At 68.8% G+C, this 23256-nt stretch carries 21 protein-coding genes; 9 read left to right on the top strand and 12 right to left on the bottom strand.

What is annotated here, in order from left to right; translation table 11 throughout:
* Positions 1-21: 21 nt before the first annotated feature.
* The 5 genes from J7E25_RS16750 to J7E25_RS16730 form a co-directional block, all read right to left on the bottom strand.
* The gene (locus tag J7E25_RS16750; protein ID WP_214871301.1) at positions 22-1014 is read right to left on the bottom strand and encodes a TadE/TadG family type IV pilus assembly protein; all 993 of its coding nucleotides are present in this window, start codon (positions 1012-1014) and stop codon (positions 22-24) included.
* Positions 1002-1391 carry a TadE/TadG family type IV pilus assembly protein gene (locus tag J7E25_RS16745; RefSeq protein ID WP_251039194.1) on the bottom strand — a complete coding sequence of 130 codons (390 nt, stop codon included), beginning with the start codon at positions 1389-1391 and terminating at the stop codon, positions 1002-1004. The genes J7E25_RS16750 and J7E25_RS16745 overlap by 13 nt, the downstream gene beginning before the upstream one ends.
* A 79-nt stretch (positions 1392-1470) precedes the next feature.
* Positions 1471-1653 carry a Flp family type IVb pilin gene (locus tag J7E25_RS16740; RefSeq protein ID WP_214871300.1) on the bottom strand — a complete coding sequence of 61 codons (183 nt, stop codon included), beginning with the start codon at positions 1651-1653 and terminating at the stop codon, positions 1471-1473.
* Between the two features lie 201 nt (positions 1654-1854).
* Positions 1855-2508 carry a prepilin peptidase gene (locus J7E25_RS16735; RefSeq protein ID WP_214871299.1) on the bottom strand — a complete coding sequence of 218 codons (654 nt, stop codon included), beginning with the start codon at positions 2506-2508 and terminating at the stop codon, positions 1855-1857.
* Between the two features lie 195 nt (positions 2509-2703).
* The gene (locus J7E25_RS16730; protein WP_214871298.1) at positions 2704-3192 is read right to left on the bottom strand and encodes a nucleotidyltransferase family protein; all 489 of its coding nucleotides are present in this window, start codon (positions 3190-3192) and stop codon (positions 2704-2706) included.
* Positions 3193-3305: 113 nt separating this feature from the next.
* Between J7E25_RS16730 and J7E25_RS16725 the strand changes: the two genes are divergently transcribed.
* Entirely contained in the window at positions 3306-4382 is a 1077-nt protein-coding gene (locus J7E25_RS16725) for an STAS-like domain-containing protein (RefSeq protein ID WP_214871297.1), read from the top strand.
* A gap of 70 nt (positions 4383-4452) precedes the next feature.
* On the opposite strand, the gene J7E25_RS16720 is transcribed toward J7E25_RS16725, so the two are convergent.
* Genes J7E25_RS16720 through J7E25_RS16710 form a run of 3 tightly spaced genes read right to left on the bottom strand, consistent with a single transcriptional unit; the run spans position 4453 to position 7703 of the window.
* The gene (locus tag J7E25_RS16720; RefSeq protein ID WP_214871296.1) at positions 4453-5829 is read right to left on the bottom strand and encodes an FAD-dependent oxidoreductase; all 1377 of its coding nucleotides are present in this window, start codon (positions 5827-5829) and stop codon (positions 4453-4455) included.
* Positions 5829-6950, bottom strand: a complete 1122-nt coding sequence (locus tag J7E25_RS16715) for a polyprenyl synthetase family protein (protein WP_308164632.1) — start codon at positions 6948-6950, stop codon at positions 5829-5831. Before J7E25_RS16715 ends, J7E25_RS16720 begins: the two co-directional genes overlap by 1 nt.
* A gap of 45 nt (positions 6951-6995) precedes the next feature.
* Positions 6996-7703 (bottom strand): demethylmenaquinone methyltransferase, encoded by a 708-nt coding sequence (locus J7E25_RS16710; protein ID WP_214871295.1) that lies wholly within the window; start codon positions 7701-7703, stop codon positions 6996-6998.
* Positions 7704-7783: 80 nt separating this feature from the next.
* Between J7E25_RS16710 and J7E25_RS16705 the strand changes: the two genes are divergently transcribed.
* The 7 genes from J7E25_RS16705 (at position 7784) to J7E25_RS16675 (ending at position 17826) form a co-directional block, all read left to right on the top strand.
* Positions 7784-9076, top strand: a complete 1293-nt coding sequence (locus tag J7E25_RS16705) for a chorismate-binding protein (protein WP_308164631.1) — start codon at positions 7784-7786, stop codon at positions 9074-9076.
* A gap of 84 nt (positions 9077-9160) precedes the next feature.
* Entirely contained in the window at positions 9161-10213 is a 1053-nt protein-coding gene (locus tag J7E25_RS16700; RefSeq protein ID WP_214871294.1) for a LacI family DNA-binding transcriptional regulator, read from the top strand.
* Positions 10214-10330: 117 nt separating this feature from the next.
* Entirely contained in the window at positions 10331-12433 is a 2103-nt protein-coding gene (locus J7E25_RS16695) for a beta-galactosidase (protein ID WP_214871293.1), read from the top strand.
* 48 nt (positions 12434-12481) lie between these two features.
* Positions 12482-13831 (top strand): ABC transporter substrate-binding protein, encoded by a 1350-nt coding sequence (locus tag J7E25_RS16690; protein WP_215005987.1) that lies wholly within the window; start codon positions 12482-12484, stop codon positions 13829-13831.
* Between the two features lie 103 nt (positions 13832-13934).
* Positions 13935-14894, top strand: coding sequence for a sugar ABC transporter permease (locus tag J7E25_RS16685; protein ID WP_308164628.1), 960 nt, complete (start codon positions 13935-13937; stop codon positions 14892-14894).
* Positions 14891-15817, top strand: a complete 927-nt coding sequence (locus J7E25_RS16680; protein WP_214871292.1) for a carbohydrate ABC transporter permease — start codon at positions 14891-14893, stop codon at positions 15815-15817. The genes J7E25_RS16685 and J7E25_RS16680 overlap by 4 nt, the downstream gene beginning before the upstream one ends.
* Positions 15814-17826: a beta-galactosidase gene (locus J7E25_RS16675; protein WP_214871291.1), complete on the top strand. Its 2013-nt coding sequence runs from the start codon at positions 15814-15816 to the stop codon at positions 17824-17826. The genes J7E25_RS16680 and J7E25_RS16675 overlap by 4 nt, the downstream gene beginning before the upstream one ends.
* A gap of 27 nt (positions 17827-17853) precedes the next feature.
* On the opposite strand, the gene J7E25_RS16670 is transcribed toward J7E25_RS16675, so the two are convergent.
* The 3 genes from J7E25_RS16670 to J7E25_RS16660 form a co-directional block, all read right to left on the bottom strand.
* Positions 17854-18711, bottom strand: a complete 858-nt coding sequence (locus J7E25_RS16670) for a PPK2 family polyphosphate kinase (RefSeq protein ID WP_214871290.1) — start codon at positions 18709-18711, stop codon at positions 17854-17856.
* A 643-nt stretch (positions 18712-19354) separates the two neighbouring features.
* Entirely contained in the window at positions 19355-21259 is a 1905-nt protein-coding gene (menD, locus tag J7E25_RS16665) for a 2-succinyl-5-enolpyruvyl-6-hydroxy-3-cyclohexene-1-carboxylic-acid synthase (RefSeq protein ID WP_214871289.1), read from the bottom strand.
* Entirely contained in the window at positions 21252-21710 is a 459-nt protein-coding gene (locus J7E25_RS16660; RefSeq protein ID WP_214871288.1) for a PLD nuclease N-terminal domain-containing protein, read from the bottom strand. Before J7E25_RS16660 ends, menD begins: the two co-directional genes overlap by 8 nt.
* Before the next feature lie 72 nt (positions 21711-21782).
* Between J7E25_RS16660 and J7E25_RS16655 the strand changes: the two genes are divergently transcribed.
* Positions 21783-22109, top strand: a complete 327-nt coding sequence (locus J7E25_RS16655; protein WP_215006001.1) for a DUF4229 domain-containing protein — start codon at positions 21783-21785, stop codon at positions 22107-22109.
* Here J7E25_RS16655 and J7E25_RS16650 read toward each other — a convergent pair.
* Positions 22086-23219: a 1,4-dihydroxy-2-naphthoate polyprenyltransferase gene (locus tag J7E25_RS16650; protein ID WP_308164627.1), complete on the bottom strand. Its 1134-nt coding sequence runs from the start codon at positions 23217-23219 to the stop codon at positions 22086-22088. The genes J7E25_RS16655 and J7E25_RS16650 overlap by 24 nt on opposite strands.
* Positions 23220-23256 lie beyond the last annotated feature (37 nt).

Here is a 23256-nt window from a genome sequence, read left to right as displayed (position 1 = left end):
GGGTCGGTTGGTAGGCGGGGATCAGTCGATCAGGTGTACAACGTCGAGGTCGAAGTCGCCGGTGCTCGTCCCGAGCTCCCAGTACTCCGCCACGGAGACGTACCTCTCGAAATAGCCCTGAATAAACACGCACGAAGGGTCGATCTTGCCCTTGTTGTCGAGGCACATCGGGGCTGTCTGATCGACGGTTGCGGTCTTCTTCGGGTTTCCCGGGCTCGTCTTGTAGCCGGTGATGTGGAACGCTGCGAACCCGGTGACGAGGAACTTCGTGTTCGCGCCCACACCGCTGATGTCGGAGTAGATCGGGATCAGGACCGTCGTACCCACGTAGTTGCTGAGATTGCACTGCGCGACGATACCCGTCTCACCCGAGACCCAGAGCTCTCCGCTGGCGGAAAGGTCGTAGACCGTCTCGCAGTTGGTGCCCACGAGCCAACCGAATCCGCCCTCGGGGTTGGTTCCGGGACAGTCCTTGTGCTGGTTCTCATGCCACGCGATGACCATCTTGACGGGGTTCTCGGAGCCCTCTTGCGGCGTTGCCCGGTCGAACTCGCATTCCGCAATCGCCAGGTTGAGCGTCTTCCCCGCGACTGGTACGCCCCACTCCGCTGTCGCCTGAGCATGGACCGTCGTGGCGTCGAAGCCGATCACCGCCGCCAGCGGATGCTTGATGGTGTTGTCGCCGGCGTTCGCGTCGAGCGTCTCGACCGCCACCGTCACGGATGTCGCGCTCGGAAACGTGATCGAGGTGGGAGTCGATGCGCCGTCGTTCGCATTCCCGTCGACGTAGGGCGCCGCCACGCCGAAGTTGTTGGTGCAGCCGCCCTTCGCGCAGTCTGCCGCGACGGCCAGCGCGGCCGCGTCCGCGCTGTTCTGCAGCTGGGCACGTTCTGCGTACAGCGCGCCGACGTCGACCGTGATCGCCGCCCCGCCGATCAGGGGCACGAGCAGGATGCCCACGAGGACAGCACTCGCACCACGCTCAGAGCGGAATCGACCGGTCAACCGCCACATATCATCACGCCTTTACCTTCCAATGGCAACGAAACACCGAACCAGCCGGTCATGAGCTCCACCGTGTAGTCGATCGTGACCTCGACGGAAGCGTCCTCGAGGCCGTCACAACTTGACGGGGTGATGCTCACCTGTCCGGAGCTGATCTCGGGATCGATGAGGGCAGCGGCGATGGCGGCACCGGTAGCCGCAGCGGGATCGTCATGCACGGCCATGTACCTGGCACCCTCGCGCGCTGCATTCGAGAGCGCGATCTGGATGTTGAACACTCGGCCGAACTCGAGGATGCCCAGTACCAACACCAGCAACAGCGGCAGCACGAGCGCGAATTCGACCGCGGCAGCACCTCGGTCGTCACCTCGACGCTTGTGCATCATGAGAATGCTCCCTCGAGAGACGGCAGGCGGGGTCGTCCGAAGACGACCCCGAGCCGGAGTCGACGATCGTGGCCTACGCTTAGAGCGCGGCGGCGACGGCGTCGAAGATGAGATCGAGGTTGACGCCGATGGCGGTCACGGCTGCGATGATCACGACGGCGATGAGCGAGACCATAAGTCCGTACTCCACCGCGGTGGCGCCGTCTTCTTCGCGGCGGATGGAGTTCATGAGGGACTGAGTGCGTGCGATTGTCTTGAACATTTTTCTGAATCCTTCGGGTAGCAGGAACACCGCGCCACCCCTGCGGGTACAGGAGTAGCGCGGTTGCCGGATCGGATGCGGCAGGTACCTGAAGATATCGGGGAACGATCCGGAGGCACATGCCCCATTTCGGGGGATGCTCACTTTTGGGGCCAGACTACGGGCGCGGCATCCGTTTCCGGGCCTTCGGATTGTCACCGATCATGGCCCGACGAACAGCACCGCCAGCAACGCCCCCATGAGCATCGACGGTCCGAACGGGATCGATCCGCTCAGCGTCACGCGGCGCAGAGTCAAGGCGATCAGCGCGATCACGCCGCCGACAACGAATGCGGCGAGCAGGCCGACGAGCCATGCCGTCAGCCCGAACCAGCCGAGCAGCAACCCGATGAGCAGCGCCAGCTTCACGTCGCCCATGCCCATCGACGACGGCGAGATGATCGCGAGCAGCAGGTAGACCGCGAACATCGCCGCCGCCCCGGCAATGGCGAAGACGGGGGACAACCAGTCGCCCGTCACGACCGTTGCGGCAGCGAGCAGCACTCCGACGGCCAGGAGGGCGGGGAACACGACCGCGTTGGGCAGGCGTTTCTCGGCGAGATCCACGATCGAGAGCACGGTGGTGGCGGCGGCGAATGCGAGCAGCGGCGCGAGCGTCGACGTGGGGCCGAAGCGCAACGCCAGCGCGCCGAAGACCACAGCGGCGGTCGCGGCGGCGACGATGCGCACCGTGAGCTGCTGCGGCATCCGCTCGCCCTGCATCGACCGTCGAGCCCAGTCGGCGAGCGGCCACCAGCCGAGCGCGGCACCGGCGACGACCGCGAGCACGGCGGTGATCACGGTCGCGAGCGGCATGGTGTGCAGCGTAGCGGGAACAGCGGCATCCACCGGTCAGCTCTGCACATCGCGTCGAGACGGCACACCACGACGGGCACCGAGGAGCGTGGCGCTAGATCGACTGCCTGAGCTTGCCCTCGAAGTCGGGAAGGTCGTGTTCCACCGTGTCGCGGATGATGCTCAGGTCGCTGACGAGCTCATCGTCGGTCCTGCTCACAGCGGCACCGCTTCGCCCAGTACTCGCTCGGAGACGTGCTCTCGGAGGGTTCGGGCCGGTACGACGTCGACCTTGGCGTGCAGCAGCTCGGAGAGGTCGTTCTCCAGCCGGGCGAGCGCGAACAGGCCCGTTCCGGGTGCGAGGTCGACCAAAAGGTCGATGTCGGAATCAGGACGGTCGGATCCCCGCGCGACGCTGCCGAACACGCGGACATTGCGGATCCCGCGACTGGCGGCGAATTCGAGGATCGCCTTGCGGTTCCGGGTGAGCTTGCGCCCGAGTTCCGAGCCGCCGTGGAATCGCAAGAGCCGCGAGACCTCGGGTTGACTGCGACCGATGGCGGCCGCGATCTGACGCTGGGAGAGCCCGGCCGCTGCGCCGGCGCGGACAGCGTCGACGAGCAATGTGCGGGAGCGTTCGTGAAGCTCGTCTGCGGCGCGCGCATCAGCGCGCAGACGCTCGGAGGTCTCCGCCGCTTCCTTCATATAGCAAATGCTATCATCGGCCCGGTCGCGGAGGCGGAGCCGACCCGTGTTGAGTGCCGGTGTGGAGTGTCGCAGGAGGAGGTTTTGTAAGAATTGAGGCCGGTGAGCATGGTGTGCCCGAGTGGTTTTCTTACAATACCTACCCATATTGTGAGATAATTCCTGTAGCTGCAAACTTCGTTGCGGCTGAATCTCACATTGCGAGGGCCTTGATCTTGGATTTGATCAGCATTGGAAAGGGCGCCGAGCTTCTTGGTATTCCGGTCCACACCGTGCGCCGACTCGCGGACTCCGGCATCCTGCGTTCGCACCACACAGAGGGTGGACACCGGCGATTCCGGCGCGGCGAGCTGAGAGATGACTATCGCGCCTACGATCCCGAATGGGAGCCGCGGGCAACCTTCGATGCGGTGTATCCGCTGAACGGCCTCGCCGAAGACGCCGTCTGGCGAGAACTCGATCAGGCCGTGAACCTCAGCGGAAACGCGCGACGGATCGCGGGGTACACCGTCACCGAGATGGTGAATAACGCCATCGACCACTCCGAGGGGACTGAGGTGCGCGTGACCTCTCGAGACGGTGATCGAATCACGGTCTCGATCGCCGACGACGGAGTGGGGGTGTTCGAGAACATGCGTCGCAAACTCGACCTCCCCGACCTGTTCGCCTCGATCCAAGAACTCTCCAAGGGCCGGCGAACAACCGATCCGTCACGTCACTCGGGCGAAGGGATCTTCTTCTCATCGAAAGCTGTGCCGAGGTTCTCGATCGAGGCGAATGGGTTGATCTGGACCGTCGACAACGATCTGGACGACATCGCTGTCGGCACCAGCGACGTTCAAGGTACTCGAGTGCGGCTCGACCTCGAGCGTGACACCGACCTCACGCTCCGAGAGCTCTTCGGTCGTTTCACGGATGACGACGGGGCATTCACCCGCAGTCGGCCCGTCGTGAAACTGTTCGAACTGGGCACCGAGTTCATCAGCCGAAGCGAAGCGAAGCGACTGACGGCGGGTCTGGAGCGATTCACAGAAGTCGAGCTCGATTTCCGAGGGGTCGACGTCGTCGGTCAAGGGTTCGTCGACGAGGTCTTCCGGGTCTGGGCGGGCGAGAATCCGGGAACCGCGCTGCTGCCCACCCGCATGAACGACGCGGTCGAGTTCATGGTGCGCCGAGGGTTGCCGAGATAGCAAGACGCGTCCGGCTTCGCCGGGCGCTACTCAACCCGCAGGGGTTTCGACAGGCTCAACCCGCGTGGTGCTACGCGTCGTCGCGCGAGAGGTCGACCATCTCGTCGCGGGGCACGACCTTGACGCGCATGCGGCCCTCGGCCGCACCGAGCGCCTTCTCGTGCTCGTCGAGGCGATGCCAGCCGTCGAGATCGGTGTAGCTGATGCCGCGCGACTCGAGCAGCTCGATCACCGACTCCTCTGACGGCGCCTCGGGCCGCCACCAATTGCCGAGGTCGTTGATGACGTGGCGGATGGTCTCCATCGCGTCGGACTTCGTGTGCCCGATGAGCCCCACCGGCCCGCGCTTGATCCAGCCGGTGGCGTAGACGCCGTACATCTGCCGGCTGTCGCCCGTCTCCTGGTCGTGGAGGAGCACCTGGCCCTCATGGTTCGGGATGACGCCGAAGTCCTTGTCGAACGGGATGCCCGGCAGCGGCGTGCCGAAGTACCCGACCGCGCGGTAGACGGCCTGCACGGGCAGCTCGCGGATCTCACCGGTGCCCACCACACCGCCCTCGCCGTCGGGCGCGGTGCGCTCCCAGCGGAACGCGCCCACCCTGCCGGTGCCATCGTCGACGATCTCGAGGGGCTTCGCGAAGAAGTGCAGGTGCAGGCGACGCGATGCCTGGCCGACCTCGCGCTGGCGCCACTGGTTCAGCACCTTGTCGATGACGAAGACCTGCTTGTTGCCGGCGACCGCAGCGCGCGCGGCGTCGTCGTAGTCGAAGTCCTCGTCGTAGAGGATCATGTCGACGTCGCGCAGCTCGCCGAGCTCGCGCAGCTCGAGCGGCGTGAACTTCACCGAGGTGGGGCCGCGCCGGCCGAACACGTGCACGTCGGTGATGGGCGAGGCGGCGAGGCCGGCCGCGACGTTCGCCGGGATCTCGGTGGGCATGAGGTCTTCGACGTGCTTGGCGAGGATGCGCGACACGTCGAGCGCCACGTTGCCGTTGCCGATGACGGCCGCCTGGCGGGCCTCGAGCGGCCACGTGCGCGGCACGTCAGGGTGCCCGTCGAACCAGCTCACGAAATCGGCCGCGCCGTAGGACCCGTCGAGGTCGTGCCCAGGGATGTGCAGCGAGGCGTCGCGCACCGCGCCGGTCGCGAAGATGACCGCGTTGTAGTGCTTCTTCAGGTCTTCGAGCGTGATGTCTTCACCGAAGCGCACATTTCCGAAGATGCGGATGTCGCCACGGTCGAGCACCTCGCGGAGCGCCGTGACGATGCCCTTGATGCGCGGGTGGTCGGGCGCGACGCCGTAACGCACGAGCCCGTAGGGCGCCGGAAGGTGATCGAACAGGTCGATCGAGACGTCGAAGTGGCGCTCGGCCTTCAGCAGGATGTCGGCAGCGTAGATGCCGGCGGGGCCGGCTCCGACGATCGCCAGTCTCAACTTGTTCTTCACTAGCTCTGTCTCTCCACGATCGTTTCGGCGAAGCGCGTGAGCGCCTTCTTCACGCTGCCCTCGGGCAGCGGGGCGAGCGCCGCGACGGCCTCTCGCGCCCAACGGTGCGCCTCAGCGAGCGTAGCGCGGGTGGCCTCGTGCTCGCGGAGCTCCGCGACGATCGCGTCGACGGTCGCACGCGACGGCACGATGCGCGACGCCTGCGTGTTCGTGTCGATCGCCTCGGGGGCGGTCGGGTCGGTCACGATGATCACGTCACGCTCGATGCGTTCGAGCAGGGCAGCGGATGCGGCATCCGACTTCGCATGCTCTGACAACCTCAGCAGCGGCAACGTGACTACGCCGGCGCGCAAGTCGGTGCCGGGCACCTTGCCCGTCTCGGCGGGCTGCGGCGAGAGGTCGATGACATCGTCGACGAGCTGGAAGGCGACGCCGATCTTCTCACCGAAGGCGATGATGGGCGCCTCGAACGCCGGGTCGGCGCCCGAGAAGATGATGCCCGCTTGCGCGGCGGCCGCGATGAGCGAGCCGGTCTTGTCGGCGAGCACCTGGATGTAGTGGGCGATCGGGTCTTCGGCAGCGGCCGGGCCGACGGTCTCGTGCAGCTGGCCGAGCACGAGCCGCTCGAACGTGTTGGCCTGCAGTCGGATGGCGCCCTCGCCGAGGCTCGCCATGAGCTGGCTGGCACGCGCGAACAGCAGGTCTCCGGTGAGGATCGCGACCGAATTGCCCCACACGGTCTGCGCACTCGGCACGCCCCGGCGGCGGTCGGCCTCGTCCATGACGTCGTCGTGATAGAGGCTCGCGAGGTGCGTGATCTCGATCGCCTGGGCGGCGGTGACGACGTCGTCGGTGACGCCCGCGCCGAGCTGCGCCGTGAGCAGGGTGAGCATCGGGCGAACCCGCTTGCCGCCCGCCTCGAACAGGTAGCGCGTCGAGACGTCGGCGATCGAATCGGCGAAGCGCACCTCGCGTTCGAGCCCCGACTCGACCCGATCGAGCCCGTCGTCGATCGCCTTCGCCATCGCGCGATCGGCTGACGTGGCGAAGACGCGTTCGCTCAGGCCGAGGTTCGCAGCGAGCGAAGAGCCTCGACGGGCGACCGGGTGGCTCGGATTCACGCCCCCCAGCCTACCGGTGAGGTTTCGAGCGGATGTCGCGTGGTGTCAGGCGGCGGGCTTGCGGCCGCGGTGCAGGGCGACGACGCCGAGGGTGAGGTTGCGCCACGCGACCTCCGTGTAGCCGGTCTCGCGGATCCAGGCGGCGAGCGCGCGCTGGTCGGGCCACGCGTTGATGGACTCGTTGAGGTACTCGTAGGCGTCGTCGTTCGAGCTCGAGAGCTTCACGAGCGAGGGCATCACGTAGCGCTGGTAGGCGTGGTAGCCGGCGCGCACGGCCCCGAGCGGCGGATGCGAGAACTCGCATACGACGAGGCGACCGCCGGGCTTCGTGACGCGGGAGAACTCGGCGAGCGCCTGCTTCGGGTCGTTGACGTTGCGCAGGCCGAACGAGATCGTGACGGCGTCGAACTCGTCGTCGCCGAACGGGAGCTTCGTGGCATCCGCTTCGACGAAGACGAGATTCGGCACGTTCGCCTGGCGCCGCCGGCCCACCTCGATCATGCCCGGCGAGAAGTCGGCTGCGACGACGGATGCGCCCGACTTCGCGAGACTCGCGCTCGACGTGCCGGTGCCCGCCGCGACGTCGAGGATGCGCTCCCCCGGCTTCGGCGCGACGGCCCGCGTGGTGGCCACGCGCCAGAGCGGCGCATTGCCGACCGAGAGCACGGTGTTCGTGCGGTCGTACCGGGCCGCGACCCGATCGAACATCGCCGACACCTGCTCGGGCTCCTTGCCGAGGTCTGCGCGCATCATCCTTCGAGTCTACGGTGCGGATGCCGCGTGGGCTCGGGTCCGGAAGCGGCTGCGCATGGCCCCCGGCGTAGGCTGATGCGGTGAACCACACGGATGCCTCGGCGCCGCATGCCGCTCTTGCACGGCTCGTCGTGCGCACCGAGCCGGTCGATGAGCTCGCTCCGCTGATCCCCCGCGCCGACCCGCGGCATCCGCTGCTCTGGATGCGCCGCGGTGAGGGCATCGTGGGCCTCGGCGAGACGCTGCGCATCGAGACCAGCGGGCCCGACCGGGTCGAGGACGCCGCCGCCACCTGGATCGAGCTCGCTGCACTCGCCGACATCGACGACCGCGTGGGGCTGCCCGGCACGGGGCTCGTCGCGTTCGGCGCGTTCGCGTTCGCCGACGAGTCCGCCTCGACGAGCGTGCTCGTCGTGCCGGAGCTCGTGCTCGGCCGTCGCGACGGTCGCGCGTGGGTCACCCGCATCTCGCTCGCGACGGGCGACGACGAGGCAGCGGATGCCGCGGCATCCGTTCCCCTCGCGATCCCCGCGCCGGCGCCGAAGCGTCGCGTGCCCCGCGTCACGTTCGCACCCGGCGCCGTGCCCCCCGAGGAATACGAGGCGGCCGTCGCCGAGGCCGTGCGCCGCATCGACGCCGGCGAGCTCGAGAAGGTCGTGCTCGCCCGGCAGCTCGTCGGTGAGCTGCACGAGGAGGACGGCCTCCGCGCGACCATCACCCGCCTCGCCGAGGACTACCCCGACACGTGGGTGTTCGCCGTCGACGGCCTCATCGGCGCGAGCCCCGAGACGCTCGTGCGCGTCGATCACGGCACCGTCTCGGCGCGCGTGCTCGCCGGCACGACCTCACGCGGCGCCGGCGAGGCATCCGATCGCGAACGAGCCGTTGCCCTCGCGGCGTCGGCGAAGGACCGGGCCGAGCACGCACTCGCCGTTGCGAGCGCCGTGAAGCGGCTCGCGCCGCACACCGCTCGCCTCGACACGAGCCCCGAGCCGTTCACCCTGCAGCTGCCGAACCTCTGGCACCTCGCGACCGACCTGAAGGGCACGCTCGGCGACGGTTCGAGTGCGCTCGACCTCGTGCGCGCGGTGCACCCGACCGCTGCCGTCGCGGGCACGCCGCGAAGGGTCGCGCTGCCCGCGATCGCCGAGCTCGAGGGCTTCGACCGCGGGCGATATGCGGGGCCCGTGGGCTGGATCGACGGCGATGGAGACGGCGAATGGGCGATCGCGTTGAGGTGCGCGCAGGTGGACAGCGACGGCACGGTCACGGCATATGCCGGTTGCGGCATAGTGCACGATTCGGTGCCGGCCGATGAGCTCGCCGAGACCGTGATGAAGTTCCGGCCGATCGTCGAGGCCTTCGGCGGCTGAGGATTCCTCCATATGCTCAATGCTGGGGGTAGAGTCCTACCGACGAACGCCGAACCGCGAGCAAGGCGTGCGGGAGGAGGACCGGTGAGCGACGCGAAGGCGGCGGAAAGCGCCGCGTTGCCCTCGACTTCTCGTGCCGAGAGACCAGCCACGATCTACGACGTCGCACGCCTCGCCGGCGTCTCCCACCAGACCGTCAGCCGGCACCTGAAGGGCTTCGCGGGCATCCGGCCCGAGACCCGAGAACGCGTCGAGCGTGCGCTCGAGAGCCTCGAGTATCGACCCAACATGACGGCGCGAACCCTCGCGACGAACCGTTCGCACCGGGTCGGTGCGCTCACGCACGAGATCTCGCAAGTCGGACCCAGCAAGATCATGCAGGGGGCATCCGCAGCCGCGCGGGAGGCGGGCTACCTGCTCGACATCGTCTCCCTCGACGTCGAAGACGCCGACGCGGTGCAGCAGGCACTGACGCTCATCACGCAACAGGACATCGCAGGGCTCATCGCCTTCTCCTCGACGGATGTCATGACCGACGCCTTCGTCTCGAGGGAGTTCCTCGTGCCGACCCTGATCGAGGTCGAGGATGACGACCTCGTCGGCGGGCACCCGACGAGCCTCAACTTCCGTGGTTTTCGTGCGGTCGTCGATCACCTCGTCGGCCTCGGCCACACTCGCTTCTTCCACATCGCCGGTCCGCCCGGATGGGTCTCGGCCCGCAACCGCGAACTGTCGTACGAACGAGCCCTCGCCGAACACGGCCTCACCTCATTCGGGACCGCGCACGGGGACTGGTCGTCCGCGTCGGGCTTCGCGGCGGCGGAACAGATCTCGGCAGCACTCGGGGTCACGGCGATCGTCGTCTCGAACGACCAGATGGCGCTCGGCGCGATGCTGTCGTTGAAGCGGCGGGGCATCCGCGTACCCGACGACGTCAGCGTCGCCGGGTTCGACGACATACCCGAGGCGGCGTACTTCCAGCCGCCGCTCACGACCGTCCGGCTCGACTTCGACACCCAGGGCCGGGCGTCGTTCCACCGGCTGCTTCGACTCATCGAGGGGCCGTCGGCTTCGCCGCCGCCGCCGCTCACCATCGAGCTCATGGTTCGGGAATCGACCAGCCGACCGCCAAGGTGACGTTTTGGGCAACGAATTCATCACGGGGTCTTGTTACCGGTAACAAAGACGGGTAGCTTTCCTCGCAACCGCCGACGATGGCGGAGTACCTGCGAGACAACGGAGTTCACCGCACGCATGGAAGCGACCGCGCCGTACCAGCCCACCCGCATCCTCTTCGGCGCCGCCTATTACGCCGAGTACCATCGCGAGGATCGTACGGCGAGAGATCTCGACCTCATGAAGGATGCGAAGTTCTCGGTCATCCGTGTCGGCGAATCGGTGTGGTCGACCTGGGAGCCGCGTGACAACGAGTTCGACCTCGACTGGCTGCAGCCGGTGCTCGACGGCGCACACGAGCGGGGCATCGCCGTCATCCTCGGCACCCCGACGTACGCGGTCCCGCCGTGGCTGCAGACGGCGTACCCCGAGATCGCCGCCGAGCGCCGCACCGGCGAACCCGTGCCCTGGGGCGCGCGCCAGGAGGTCGACTACTCGCACCCGGCGTTCCTCTTCCACGCCGAGCGGGTCATCCGGGCTGTCGTGGCGCGCTACGCCGACCACCCTGCGGTGATCGGCTACCAGGTCGACAACGAGCCGGGCATGGAGCTCTTCTACAATCGCGGCTCGTTCCAGCGGTTCGTGCGCCGGCTCAAGGCGAAGTACGGCGACGTCGAGACCCTCAACCGCGAATGGGGGCTCACCTATTGGTCGCATCGGCTCAGCGACTGGTCGGATCTGTGGACGCCCGACGGCAACACGCTCCCCCAGTACGACCTCGCCTGGCGCCGGTACCAGGCCGACCTCACGACCGAGTTCATCGCCTGGCAGGCCGGCATCGTGCGCGAGTACGCGCACGACGAGCAGTTCGTCACCACGTGCATCGCCTATCCGCGCCCCGCGGTCGACGACGAAGCGCTCGTGGGCGCCCTCGACATCACCGCGGGAAATCCGTACTACGCGATGCAGGACCACCTCGATGCCGAGCTCGAGCTCGACGCCGTGACGGACTGGACGACCTCGGGCGTGGCGGGACTCTTCCGCCAGGCCGACCGGATCTTCTCCTCCAAGCAGTCCCGTTTCCTCGTCACCGAGACCAACGCGCAGTCCATCGGCGGGTCCAACTTCAACCTGCCGCCCTACCCGGGCCAGCTCAAGCAGTCCGCCCTCGCCTTCGTGTCGCGAGGGGCCGCCATGATCGAGTACTGGCACTGGCACACGCTCCCCTACGGCACCGAGACCTACTGGGGCGGCGTCCTGCCGCACAGCCTCGTTCCCGGCCGGGTCTACGCGGAGCTGTCCGAGCTCGGCTCCGATCTCGCGGCCATCGGCGAGCAGCTCGACGGGTTCGAGCCCGACGCGGATGTCGCGATCCTGTGGTCGACCGACAGCCGCTTCGCGCTCGAGTTCTTCCCGCCGTTCCCCACCTCGGACGGCGCACCTGACCGGGCCTCCTACGCACGCATCATCGACGCGTTCCACCGCGGCGTCGTCGACGCGGGCGGGCAAGCGCGCATCCTGCACACCGGCCAGGCCCATGGGCTCGGGGCCGCCGAACTCGCCGCTCGCTTCCCGGTGCTCATCGCGCCGGGCTTCTATGCGGCATCCGATGACGACCTCGACCTGCTCCGCGAGTACGCGGCGGCAGGAGGTCACCTCGTGATCGGTGTCCGCACGGGATATGGCGATGACGAGGCCCGCGCCCGAGTCGCGATCGCACCCGACCGACTGTACGAGGCTGCGGGCGTGCACTACGAGGAGTTCTCGAACCTCCAGCAGCGCGTCGCGGTCACGGGTGAGGGTTCGCTGTCGGTGTCGACGGATGCCGCAGCCGATCTCTGGGCCGACGGCCTCATCAGCGATGGAGCAGAGGTGCTCGCGCGATACCGCCACCCCCGATTCTCGGACTTCCCCGCCGTCACGACGAACAGCCACGGCGACGGGCGCATCACGGTGGTGGGCTGTGTCCCGTCGCCCACGCTCGCCGCCGATCTCGTGCGCTGGGCCGTTCCGGCGCCCGTGGCCGACGGTCTCGCGCGGCGTCCCAGCCCCGCCGTGACGATCGCCTCGGGCACGCTCCCCGACGGCCGCAACGCCTGGTTCGTCTTCAACTGGAGCTGGAACGAGACGACGATCACGCTCGCGCGTCCGGTCGTCGACGCCGTCACCGCCGCAGCACATGCGGCCGGCACTGAACTCCCCCTCGCCGCATGGTCGACGCAGACCCTCATCGATGGGTGAGACGACCGGGACGACACGTCTCGGCCTTCACGAGAGAAGGATAAGGACATGAGGAAAGCACCAAGAACAGCACTGGCGCTGGGCTCCGGCGCCGTGGCCGCAGCATTGATCCTCTCGGGTTGCGCTCCCGGCGCGAACGAAGGGGGCGGCGGCGGCCCGGTCAGCCAGGACGAGATCGACAAGGCGATGACCACCCCGACCAAGCTCACGTTCTGGACGTGGGTGCCCGACATCGAGAACGAGGTCAAGCTCTTCGAGGAGAAGTACCCCGCGATCGACGTCAAGGTCGAGAACGTCGGCCAGGGACTGGCGCACTACCAGAAGCTGCGCAGCGCGATCGAGGCGGGCGAGGGCGGGCCGGATGTCGCACAGATCGAATACCAGTACATCCCGTCGTTCGTGCTCCCCGAGTCGCTGCTCGACCTGACGCCCTACGGGGCCGACGATCTCTCTGGCGACTTCGTGGACTGGGCCTGGAACCAGGTGTCGCCGGCTGACGAGGTGTGGGCGATCCCGCAGGATGTCGGCCCGATGGGGAACCTCTATCGCGAGGACCTCCTGACCCAGGCAGGCATCACCGAACCGCCGGCGACGTGGGACGACTACGCGACCGCCGCCAAGGCGGTGAAGGATTCCACGGGCGCGTACATCTCCAACCTCGGCGCCACCCAGGCCGGCCAGATGATCGGCTTCTTCTGGCAGGCCGGCGTCAAGCCGTTCGGCTATGACGGCAAGGAGACCGTGACCATCGACGTCAACAGCGACGAGGCCAAGCAGGTCGCCGACTACTGGACGGGCCTGATCCAGCAGGATCTCATCTCGACCGACGTCGACTTCAACGACGAGTGGTACCAGGGCCTGGCGAGCGGGAAGTACGCCGGCTGGCTCACCGCGGCGTGGGGGCCCATCTTCCTCCAGGGCACGGCGGAGGGCACCTCCGGCCTCTGGCGGGCAGCTCCGCTGCCGCAATGGGAGGCGGGCCAGGATGTCTCGGGCAACTGGGGCGGCTCGTCCGACGCGGTGCTCGCGGACAGCAAGAACCCCATCGCCGCCTACGAGCTCGCGAAGTTCATCAACGACGACGAGGAGTCAGCGATGAAGCTCGCGACGGAGCAGTTCCTCTTCCCGCCGCAGGTCTCCGTGCTGGAGGATCCCGCGTTCGTCGATCAGGAGTCGGAGTTCTACGGCGGCCAGCAGGTCAACAAGCTGTTCTCCGAGATCTCCGAGACCGTGGACACCGACTTCCAGTGGCTGCCCTTCATGGACTACGTGTACTCCAGCTACGAGGAGACGATGGGAACGGTGATCGCCGCCAAGGGTGACATCTCCGGCGCGCTCGACACGTGGCAGGACCAGCTCGTCAAGTACGCGAAGGACCAGGGCTTCACCGTCAAGTGAGTCCCGTGGGGCGCCCGCCGGACTCCATCGGCGGGCGCTCCGCGTCGGCCCAGGGGCCGGCCCTCAGCGCCGAGCCCACCATCCACCAACAGAAGGAGTCGCCGTGTCGCACTCCCCGGCGCTCACCGCCGAGCGCCTCTCAGCAACACCACCGCCGACGCACCGCACGAGCACGTCGCGGCGCAAGCAGAACCTCGCCGCCTACCTGTTCATCCTGCCGTTCTTCGTCGTCTTCATCGCGATGCTCATCGTGCCCCTCGTCTATTCGGGGTACCTCAGCCTCTTCGAGAGCAAGCTCATCGGAGGCGATGTCTTCGCAGGTCTCACCAACTACGTCCGAGCGCTCCAGGACTCGGCCTTCCTCGCGAGCCTCGGTCGGATGGGCCTGTTCTTCATCATCCAGGTGCCGATCATGCTCGGCCTGGCGCTGTTCCTGGCCCTGGCGCTCGACAGCCGTCGCGCCCGGGGGTCGAAAGGCGTCCGGCTCCTCGTCTTCATGCCTTACGCCGTCCCGGCCGTCGTCGCCACGCTCATGTGGGGCTACCTGTACGGATCCGACTTCGGCCCCATCGCCCAGATCGCGCGCGCGGTCGGCTTCGGCACGCCCGATTTCCTCTCGCCTGCGAACATCCTCGGCTCGATGATGAACATCGTCACGTGGGAGTTCGTCGGCTACAACATGATCATCATGTACGCGGCCCTGCGGTCCATTCCGGGTGAGCTCTACGAGGCGGCGGAGATCGATGGGGCCGGCCAGTTCCGGATCGCGTGGAGCGTCAAGATCCCCGCCATCCGGCCGGCGATCCTGCTGACGGTGATCTTCTCGATCATCGGCACGTTCCAGCTCTTCGCAGAGCCCAGCCTGCTGAACGTGATCGCGCCCGACGCGATCACGAACTCGTTCACGCCCAACTACTACGCCTACAACCTCGCGTTCATCAACCAGGAACTGAACTACGCGGCCGCGATCGCCTTCCTCCTGGGGGTCTTCATCGCGATCGTGTCGTACATCGTGCAGCTCAGTACGCAACAGCGCGAACGTCGTGAACGGGGGACGGCATGACTTCCATCGACACCCGGGCGGCCGTGACCGTCGGAGCAGCGACCGGCTCGCGCCGCGCCAAGCGCGGCTACGTGCCCGAGCGACGGCGGAGCCTGCTGCTCACCGTGCTGCTGTGGCTCCTCGTGCTGTACTTCGTGCTGCCGTTGTGGTGGCTCCTCGTTTCGGCGACGAAGGACAACGCCGCGCTCTTCTCCACCTTCGGGCTGTGGTTCGGCGGTGACTTCTCGCTCCTGGAGAACCTGCAGACCCTGTTCACCATCCGCGACGGCATCTTCGCGCGATGGCTGCTCAACACGGTCCTGTATTCGGTCGCCTCCGCGGCCGGCGCCACGCTCCTGGCCACGATGGCGGGCTACGCATTCGCGAAGTACGACTTCCCGGGGAGCAAGGCGCTCTTCAGTGTGACACTCGGCGCGATCATGATCCCGCTCACGGCACTCGCCCTGCCGACCTACCTGCTGTTCTCCCAGGCCGGTCTCACCGATACGCCGTGGGCGATCATCATCCCCTCGCTTGTGACACCGTTCGGTGTCTACCTCATGCGGGTGTACGCGGCCGACGCGATCCCCAACGACCTCATCGAGGCGGCCCGCGTCGACGGCGCCGGCGAGTTCCGCATCTTCTGGCAGGTGGGCCTGCGCCTGCTCGGACCCGGACTCGTCACGGTGTTCCTGTTCTCGCTCGTGGCGACGTGGAACAACTACTTCCTGCCGCTGATCATGCTGAACACCTCGGAGCTCTACCCGATCACGGTGGGTCTCGCGCAGATCCAGGCGGCGGCCTCGGCCGGCGGCGGTTCGCAGGCGCTGTTCTCCACCGTCACCACGGGGTCGTTCGTTGCCGTGCTCCCGCTGATCATCGCCTTCCTGTTCCTGCAGCGGTACTGGCAGTCGGGCCTCGCCACGGGAAGCGTGAAGGGATGACCATCTGGTACGGCGGCGACTACAACCCCGAGCAGTGGCCGAAGGAGGTGTGGCACGACGACGTGCGCCTCATGAACCGCGGCGGCATCACGCTCGCCACGGTCGGCGTGTTCTCGTGGGCGCACCTCGAGCCCCGCGAGGGCGAGTACCACTTCGGGTGGCTCGACGAGGTGCTCGACCTCCTCCACGCCAACGGGGTGCGGGTCGACCTCGCCACGGCCACCGCGTCTCCTCCGCCCTGGCTCGCCATGAGGCATCCCGAGACCCTGCCCGTGACCGCGGAGGGCGTGCGGCTCTCAGTCGGCAGCCGGCAGCAGTACTGCCCGAGCTCGCCCGTCTACCGCGAGAAGGCGCGCGAGCTCGTGCGCCGCATCGTCGAGCGCTACGCCGACCATCCGGCGCTCGAGCTCTGGCATGTGAACAACGAGTACGGATGCCACGTCAGCCACTGCTATTGCGACGTGTCGGCGGCCGCGTTCCGCGACTGGCTCCGGGCGAAGTACGGCGACGTCGACGAGCTCAACCGGGCCTGGGGAACTGCGTTCTGGTCGCAGCGGTACGACTCGTTCGACGAGATCACGCCGCCGCGAGCGGCGCCCACGTTCCGCAATCCGACCCAGCTGCTCGACTTCGACCGCTTCTCGAGCAGCGAGCTCCTCGCGTGCTACCGGGCAGAGGTCGCGGTCATCCGCGAGCGCTCCTCGGTGCCGGTGACCACCAACTTCATGGGCTTCTTCAAACCGGTGGACTACTGGGCGTGGGCGAAGGAAGTCGACATCGTGACCGATGACACCTACCCCGACCCCGCCGACCCGATCTCGCCGGCGTACGCCGCGATGGTGCGAGACCTCATGCGCTCGCTCGGCGGCGGAGCCCCCTGGATGCTGATGGAGCAAGCGACGAGCGCGGTGAATTGGCGCCAGCAGAACGCCGCGAAGAGCCCAGGTCAGATGCGGGCGTGGTCGTACCAGTGCGTGGCTCGCGGCGCCGACGGGATCCTCTTCTTCCAGTGGCGGCAGTCGGCCGCGGGGTCGGAGAAGTTCCATTCCGGACTCGTGCCGCACAGCGGCACCGACACTCGCGTGTGGCGGGAGGTCGAGCAGCTCGGCCAGGAGCTCAAGGCTCTCTCCGATCGAGTCGGCGAGGCGGCGATCGAAGGCAGTCGTGTGCCGTCGTCGGTCGCCATCACGCTCGACTGGGACAGCTGGTGGGCCCTCGAGCAACCCGCTTCGCCGACGGATGTCTCCTACGTGCAGACGCTGTTCGCGTGGCACCACGCCCTGACGTCGCTGGGGCTCGCGGTGGACTTCGTGCGCGCCGACGGCGACCTTTCGGGATACCGCGTGGTGGTGGCACCGGCGCACTTCGTCGCGACCGACGGGCAGCTCGACAACCTCGCGTCGTTCGCCGAATCGGGAGGCGCGCTCGTGGTCGGGTTCGCCTCGGGCATCACCGACGAGCACTTGCACATCCGATTGGGCGGCTATCTCGGCGAGCGACTTCGCCGGACGCTCGGCGTGTGGATCGAGGAGTTCGCCCCGCCGGCAGCTCCCGACCTCGCCGCCAGGGGCAGTGGCATCGCCCCGCCCGTGCAGCTCTCGGGTGACGTGTTCGGCGGCAGCGCCGAGGCACGCGTGTGGAGCGAGGTCGTGCGGGTTGAAGACGCCGAGACGCTCGCGCTCTTCACCGGCGGCGCACTCGACGGGTGGCCGGCGGTGACGCGTCGCGCGGCCGATGCCGGCACCGCCTGGTACGTTGCAACGCTGCCGGAGCATGGTGCGCTGCGGCGGCTCTGCGAGTCGATCCTCAGCGAAGCGGGCGTCGAGATGCCTGGCGACGGCAGCCTTGGCGAGCACGTCGAGCTCGTGCGCCGCGGGGCCTTGCTGTTCGCGATCAACCACGGCCCCGACAGCACACAGCTGCAGTTCGACGGCAGCGACATCCTGAGCGGCGAACCCGCCCGCGGGCTCGAGCTTCCCTCGCAGGGCGTCGCGATCATCGAGGCTTGACCGCGCGGCGAGCTCATGCCACTCGCGTCAGCTCGCCGCGAGGCGCGCCTTCTGCTCGGCCACGTCGTAGTCGGCGACCGGCCACTCGAGCTGCATCGCCTCGAGCGCCTCGACCAGCAGCTGCTGCACGGCGAGCCGCGCGTACCACTTGCGGTCGGCCGGAATCACGTACCACGGCGCGGTCGTGGTCGCCGTTCGGTCGAACGCGGTCTGGAACGCCTCCATGTAGGCCGGCCCGAGCAGTCGCTCGTCAATGTCGGCAGGGTTGAACTTCCAATGCTTCTTCGGCCGGTCGAGGCGCGCTTGCAGCCGCGCCTTCTGCTCTTCGGGCGAGATGTGCAGCATGATCTTCATGATGGAGATGCCGGATGCCGCGAGCTCGGCCTCGAACGAGTTGATCGCGCCATAGCGACGCTCGATCTCCTCAGGCGGCGCGAGCTCGCGCACCTTGCCGATGAGCACGTCTTCATAGTGCGAGCGATCGAAGACGCCGATCATGCCCGGGCCGGGTACCTCCTTGCGGATGCGCCAGAGGAAATCCTGCTCCAACTCCTCGGGCGTTGGCTTCTTGAACGCGGCGAGGTGCACGCCCTGCGGGTCGACCGACCCCATGACGTGTTTGACGATGCCGCCCTTGCCCGCGGTGTCGAGGGCCTGCAGCACGATGAGGATGCGTCGCCCGTCGCCGCCCATGCGGCTGTTGGCGAAGAGCTGCTCCTGCAGTTCGGCGAGGATGCGCGCGCCCTCGGCCAGGGCCGTGACACCGTCGGACTTGTCGCCGTCGAATCCGGGATGCGAGCGCGGGTCGACGTCGGCGAGCCGGAACCCCTCGCCCACGCGCAGCAGTTCGCTCGGATCCGCGGTCCAGTACGACTCCCGGCTCATGCCACGCTCCCCTCGGCGACGCGCCCCGTCGCACAGGTCAATCCTGCCACCGGCGGCACCGCGAACAAGGGCGCGCGTGCCCGTGCCCGCGCTCGTCTCCCGTGCCCGCGCTCGTCTCCCGTGCCCGCGCTCGTCTCCCGTGCCCGCGCTCGTGGAGCGGATGAGGCAGAAACGCGCCTCTCCCGGCGCGTCGCCGCCCCCGCGCCGGCGCGTCGCCCGATTCTGCCTCATCCGCGCTTGGCTCGCGGGCGGAACTCGGCGCGGGCGTCAGTCGGACGAGTGCAGGCTGACCAGTCAGTGCAACCTGACGCGCGGCCGATCGTGCAGCGCGCGGCGAGCAGCGCGATCCACACATCGGACAGCGGATGAGGCAGAAACGCGCCTCTCCCGGCGTGTCGCCGCCCCCGCGCCGGCGCGTCGCCCGATTCTGCCTCATCCGCGGGTTGGTTCGCAGGGCGGAACCCGGCTCGCAGCGTGGGTCGAGCAAGTCGGGACTGGCTCGCGGGCAGAACCCGGCACGCAGCGTGGGTCGTGCAAGTCGGGCGTGGCTCGCGGGCAGAACCCGGCGCGGCGCGCGTCGAGCAAGGTGGGGGGAGGCGCCGCGGGACGGAATCGGCGCGGGGCGTGCGCGAGTGCGCGCCGCTCAGCGCGGCAGCGGCACCTCGAGCAGCTGCGGGCCGTCGATGCCGCCCGTGAGCGCCTCGTCGAGCTCGCCGCGCGTCGTCGCGCGCGCATACTTCCAGCCGTATGCCGCCGCGAGCGCGGCGAAGTCCACGTGCTGCGGGGTGAACTGCACCCGATCGAACGCCTCGGGCGGCGCCGAGCCCGCCACCTCGAGCGCGTCGAAGATCGAGCCGCCGCCGTCGTTGCCGACGATGAGCTGCAGTCGCGGCATCCGCTCTCCGGCGCCGAGGAGCAGCGAACCGACGTCGTGCAGCAGCGTGAGGTCGCCGATGAGGGCGCGCGTGACGCCGGCGTGAGTGGTGACGGATGCCGCGCCATCGGCATCGGCATCGGTGTCGGCGCCCGGCGGCGAGACCTGGCTCGCGATCGCGATGCCGAGCGCGGTGGCGACGGTGCCGTCGATGCCCGCGAGACCGCGGTTCGCGTGCACGGTGATGCGGCGGCCGGGCACGGCGCGGTCGGCGTCGCGGATCAGCCGAGACGCCCCGAACACGAGCCGATCGTGCGGCCAGGTCGCCGCCCACACGGCGTCGACGAGCGCACGGCGCGTGATCGGCGCGCGCACCGAGGCGAGTTGGGCGCGCATGTAGTCGCGTTGCGCGGCGAAGTCGGCGACGTGTCCGTGCTCGCCGATGCCGCTCTGCGACGGCCCGGCCTGTGGCAGGCCCGCCTCGACGAGCGTGCGGCTCGCGTGGACCCAACGTCCCACCCAGGCGCGCTCCTCGGCGGACGGCGGATGCTCCTCGGCGCGCACCGCGCGCTCGAACCGCCGCACCCGGCGGCCCGGGTTGAACCACTCGATGCCCGAGGGAGCGACGGCGATCGTCTCGACGCCCTCGCGCTGCACGAGCGCGGGCACCTCTCGGGAGAGCGTCGGATGCCCGAACACGACGACCCGCTCGACGAGGTCGCCGAAGCCCGGCTCGGCGAGCAGCTCTCGATAGGCGACGACGAGGTTGGGGCCGAAGTGCGCGCCGCTCGTGACCTCGGCGAGGAGCGGCCAGCCGCCGTGTCGAGCGAACTCCTCGGCGGCGGGACCCGCGCCTGCCCCCGCGACGACGACCGTCGCCGGGCCCGGCTCGATGAGCACAGCATGCCCGCGATCGCCGTCGGCGTCACGGCTGTCGTCGTCGCCGTCGGCGTCACGGCTGCCGTCGGCGTCGGCGTCGGCGTCGGCGTCGACCCATAACGTCCGGCCGACTGCCGCGGCATCCGCCCCCACCACCGGCTCGTCACCGAGCAGCGTCCGCTCGTCGAGCGTTATCGCGGCCGACAGCGGCTCGCGAAGCTGGAGGTTCACGTGCACGGGACCTGGCCCCGGATGCGGCACGAACGCCCCGGAGTCGTCGCGACCGAGTGCCGCAGTGACGGCCTCGCGGGCGAGGCGCGCCGCGGCATCCGTCTCGCCCGGAAGCCCCTCGGGAGCGACGACATCGCGCTCCAGCCGCACCGCACCGGCGAAGATGCCCGGCTGCATGGTGGTCTGGTTCGAGCGGATGCCGCGAAGCTCGGCCGGCCGATCGGCTGAGAGCACGATGAGCGGCACCCCAGAGTGGTGGGCTTCGAGCACCGCAGGGTGCAGGTTCGCGACCGCGGTGCCCGACGTGGTCACGACGAGGGTCGGGCGACCGGATTCGACGGCGAGGCCGAGGGCGAGGAAGGCCGCGCCGCGCTCGTCGATGCGCACGTGCAGCCGCATGGCGCCGACGCGTTCGAACTCGGCCGCGGCGAGGGCGAGCGCTTGCGACCGCGAGCCGGGGGCGACCACGACGTCGATGACTCCGGCCCGCACGAACGAAGCGAACAACGCCATGGTGGCATCGCTCGCTGGGCTCTTCCGGCGCTGGGGCGCCGGTTCAGCCATTCGGGCGACCGGATGGGCCGGACTCACCCGGCGTCTCTGGGGTATCGGGGCGCTGGCGCTCGGTTCCGAGCGCGTCGCCGCTCGCTTCGGGGCCGCCCGTGTCGCCCGTTCCGGCTGCGCCGGGCTCGTCGGCGTCGAGCTCGGCGAGCTCCTGCTCGAGCCGACGGATGCGCTCGTCTTGCGCGGCATCGTTCTGGAGGCGGCGCAGGAAGTCGGTGTCGTCGTCGGGGGCGACCTCGCGGCTGCGGCCGGCCGGGATCCTGCGGGCACGACCGCGCCCGATGAGGAACCACAGCGCCGCTCCGATGACGGGCACGAACAGGATCACGACGATCCACCAGCCCCGACTCAGCCCGCGGACGCGCGTGCGATCGAAGAACGCGCAGTCGGCGACGGCGTAGACCATGAAGATCACGGCGGCGACGCCGAGTCCGAAGAGCAGCCGGGCCATGACCACAGTCTAGGCGCGTCGGGCTGCACTAGGGCTGGGAGACTCCACAGCCGCCACGCCTACACTTGCAGGGTGAAATCCGTGCCCGTCTGGATCTGGTACACCCTGCTCCGCATCACCTTGTTCGCCGCGCCGCTCGCGCTGTTGCTCCTCGCCGGCGTGACCCCGTGGATAGCCGCCGTCGTGGCGGCGGTCTTCGGGCTCAGCACCTCGCTGCTGTTCCTGCGCCGCGCGCGCGAGTCGATCTCGAGCGACCTCTACCGGGCGCGACACCGTGAGCAGCCGGTCACGAGAGAGGATGACGAAGCCGAGGATGCCGCAGTCGAGGCATCCGTGCGCCAGCCGGCGGCAGAGCGGCCAGAGCAATCAGTCCGGTCAGAGCGCGAAGACGAGTCCTAGCCCCACGCCGTAGAACAGCGCCGTGAGGCTTGCGAGCTGCAGTGCAGTGAGCAGTTCGCGCGGCGTCTTGCCCCACAGCACGATCACGCACGCGGGCAGCGCCGCGAGCAGTGCGAAGAACACGAGCGTGGCCGTCGGGTACAGGAACGCCCAGAACCCGACGATGCCGAACGGCGCGAGCATGAAGATCGTGAAGAGGATGCGCCCCGCGAGCGGGCCGACGAGCACCGCGAGGGTGCGCTTGCCCGCCGCCTTGTCTTGCACGACATCGCGCAGGTTGTTGGCCATGAGCACGGCGCACGCGATGAGGCCCACGCCGACACCGCCGAGCCACGCCTCGAGGTTGACGGTGAGGGCCTGCACGAAGGCCGAGCCGGCGGTGGCGACGAGGCCGAAGAAGACGAAGACGAACAGCTCGCCGAGGCCGTAATAGCCGTACGGATGCCGCCCGCCCGTGTAGAACCACGCGGCGACGATCGCCACCGCGCCCACCGCGAGCAGCCACCACTGGCCGGTGACGATCGTGAGCGCGAGCCCGGCGAGCGCCGCGAGGGCGAAGAAGCTCAGCGCAACGGCGAGCACGTGCCTCGGCTTCGCGGCGCCCGATGCCGTGAGCCGCGCGGGGCCGACGCGGTGGTCGTCGGTGCCGCGCACGCCGTCGGAATAGTCGTTCGCGTAGTTCACGCCGATCTGCAGGGCGAGGGCGACGACGAGGGCGAGCACGGCGCGAGCCGGATGCCACGGCCCGTCGGCGATCGCGACGACGCCTGCGCCCGTGCCGAGTGCGACGGGCGCGATCGCGAGCGGGAGGGTGCGCAGGCGTGCTCCCGCGATCCAGTCGGCAGCGGTTGCCGGACGCGGGGGCGCCTTGGGGTTGCCGCGCGCGGCTTTCGCCGGGTTGCCCGAACGGCTGCGCGGCGGTGCTTTCGGCGCTGAGCCGTTCGCCGCCTTCGGCGCTGAGCCGTTCGTCGCCTTCTTGGCGGAGCCGTTCGCCGCCTTCGCGGCGGAGCCGTTCGCCGCTTTCGGGGCGGAGCCGTTCTTCGCTCGAGCTGCCTCACGCTTCGCGAGCTCGTCGGCAGGGTTCAATCTCTGGGGTTTCGGGCGGGCCACGCCACCATGCTAGACGGATGCGAGGCCGGTCGCCCCC

Source organism: Agromyces sp. ISL-38 (genome assembly GCF_018613935.1).
Lineage (GTDB): Bacteria > Actinomycetota > Actinomycetes > Actinomycetales > Microbacteriaceae > Agromyces.
This window is presented reverse-complemented; position numbering and strand designations above follow the sequence as displayed.

What these genes read in the sequence shown, in the direction of transcription:
- J7E25_RS16750 (WP_214871301.1), bottom strand. Translation starts at nt 1,014, where the DNA reads ATGTGGCGGTTGACCGGTCGATTCCGCTCTGAGCGTGGTGCGAGTGCT.
- J7E25_RS16745 (WP_251039194.1), bottom strand. Translation starts at nt 1,391, where the DNA reads ATGATGCACAAGCGTCGAGGTGACGACCGAGGTGCTGCCGCGGTCGAA.
- J7E25_RS16740 (WP_214871300.1), bottom strand. Translation starts at nt 1,653, where the DNA reads ATGTTCAAGACAATCGCACGCACTCAGTCCCTCATGAACTCCATCCGC.
- J7E25_RS16735 (WP_214871299.1), bottom strand. Translation starts at nt 2,508, where the DNA reads ATGCCGCTCGCGACCGTGATCACCGCCGTGCTCGCGGTCGTCGCCGGT.
- J7E25_RS16730 (WP_214871298.1), bottom strand. Translation starts at nt 3,192, where the DNA reads ATGAAGGAAGCGGCGGAGACCTCCGAGCGTCTGCGCGCTGATGCGCGC.
- J7E25_RS16710 (WP_214871295.1), bottom strand. Translation starts at nt 7,703, where the DNA reads ATGATGCGCGCAGACCTCGGCAAGGAGCCCGAGCAGGTGTCGGCGATG.
- J7E25_RS16695 (WP_214871293.1), top strand. Translation starts at nt 10,331, where the DNA reads ATGGAAGCGACCGCGCCGTACCAGCCCACCCGCATCCTCTTCGGCGCC.
- J7E25_RS16690 (WP_215005987.1), top strand. Translation starts at nt 12,482, where the DNA reads ATGAGGAAAGCACCAAGAACAGCACTGGCGCTGGGCTCCGGCGCCGTG.
- J7E25_RS16680 (WP_214871292.1), top strand. Translation starts at nt 14,891, where the DNA reads ATGACTTCCATCGACACCCGGGCGGCCGTGACCGTCGGAGCAGCGACC.
- J7E25_RS16675 (WP_214871291.1), top strand. Translation starts at nt 15,814, where the DNA reads ATGACCATCTGGTACGGCGGCGACTACAACCCCGAGCAGTGGCCGAAG.
- J7E25_RS16670 (WP_214871290.1), bottom strand. Translation starts at nt 18,711, where the DNA reads ATGAGCCGGGAGTCGTACTGGACCGCGGATCCGAGCGAACTGCTGCGC.
- menD (WP_214871289.1), bottom strand. Translation starts at nt 21,259, where the DNA reads ATGGCTGAACCGGCGCCCCAGCGCCGGAAGAGCCCAGCGAGCGATGCC.
- J7E25_RS16660 (WP_214871288.1), bottom strand. Translation starts at nt 21,710, where the DNA reads ATGGCCCGGCTGCTCTTCGGACTCGGCGTCGCCGCCGTGATCTTCATG.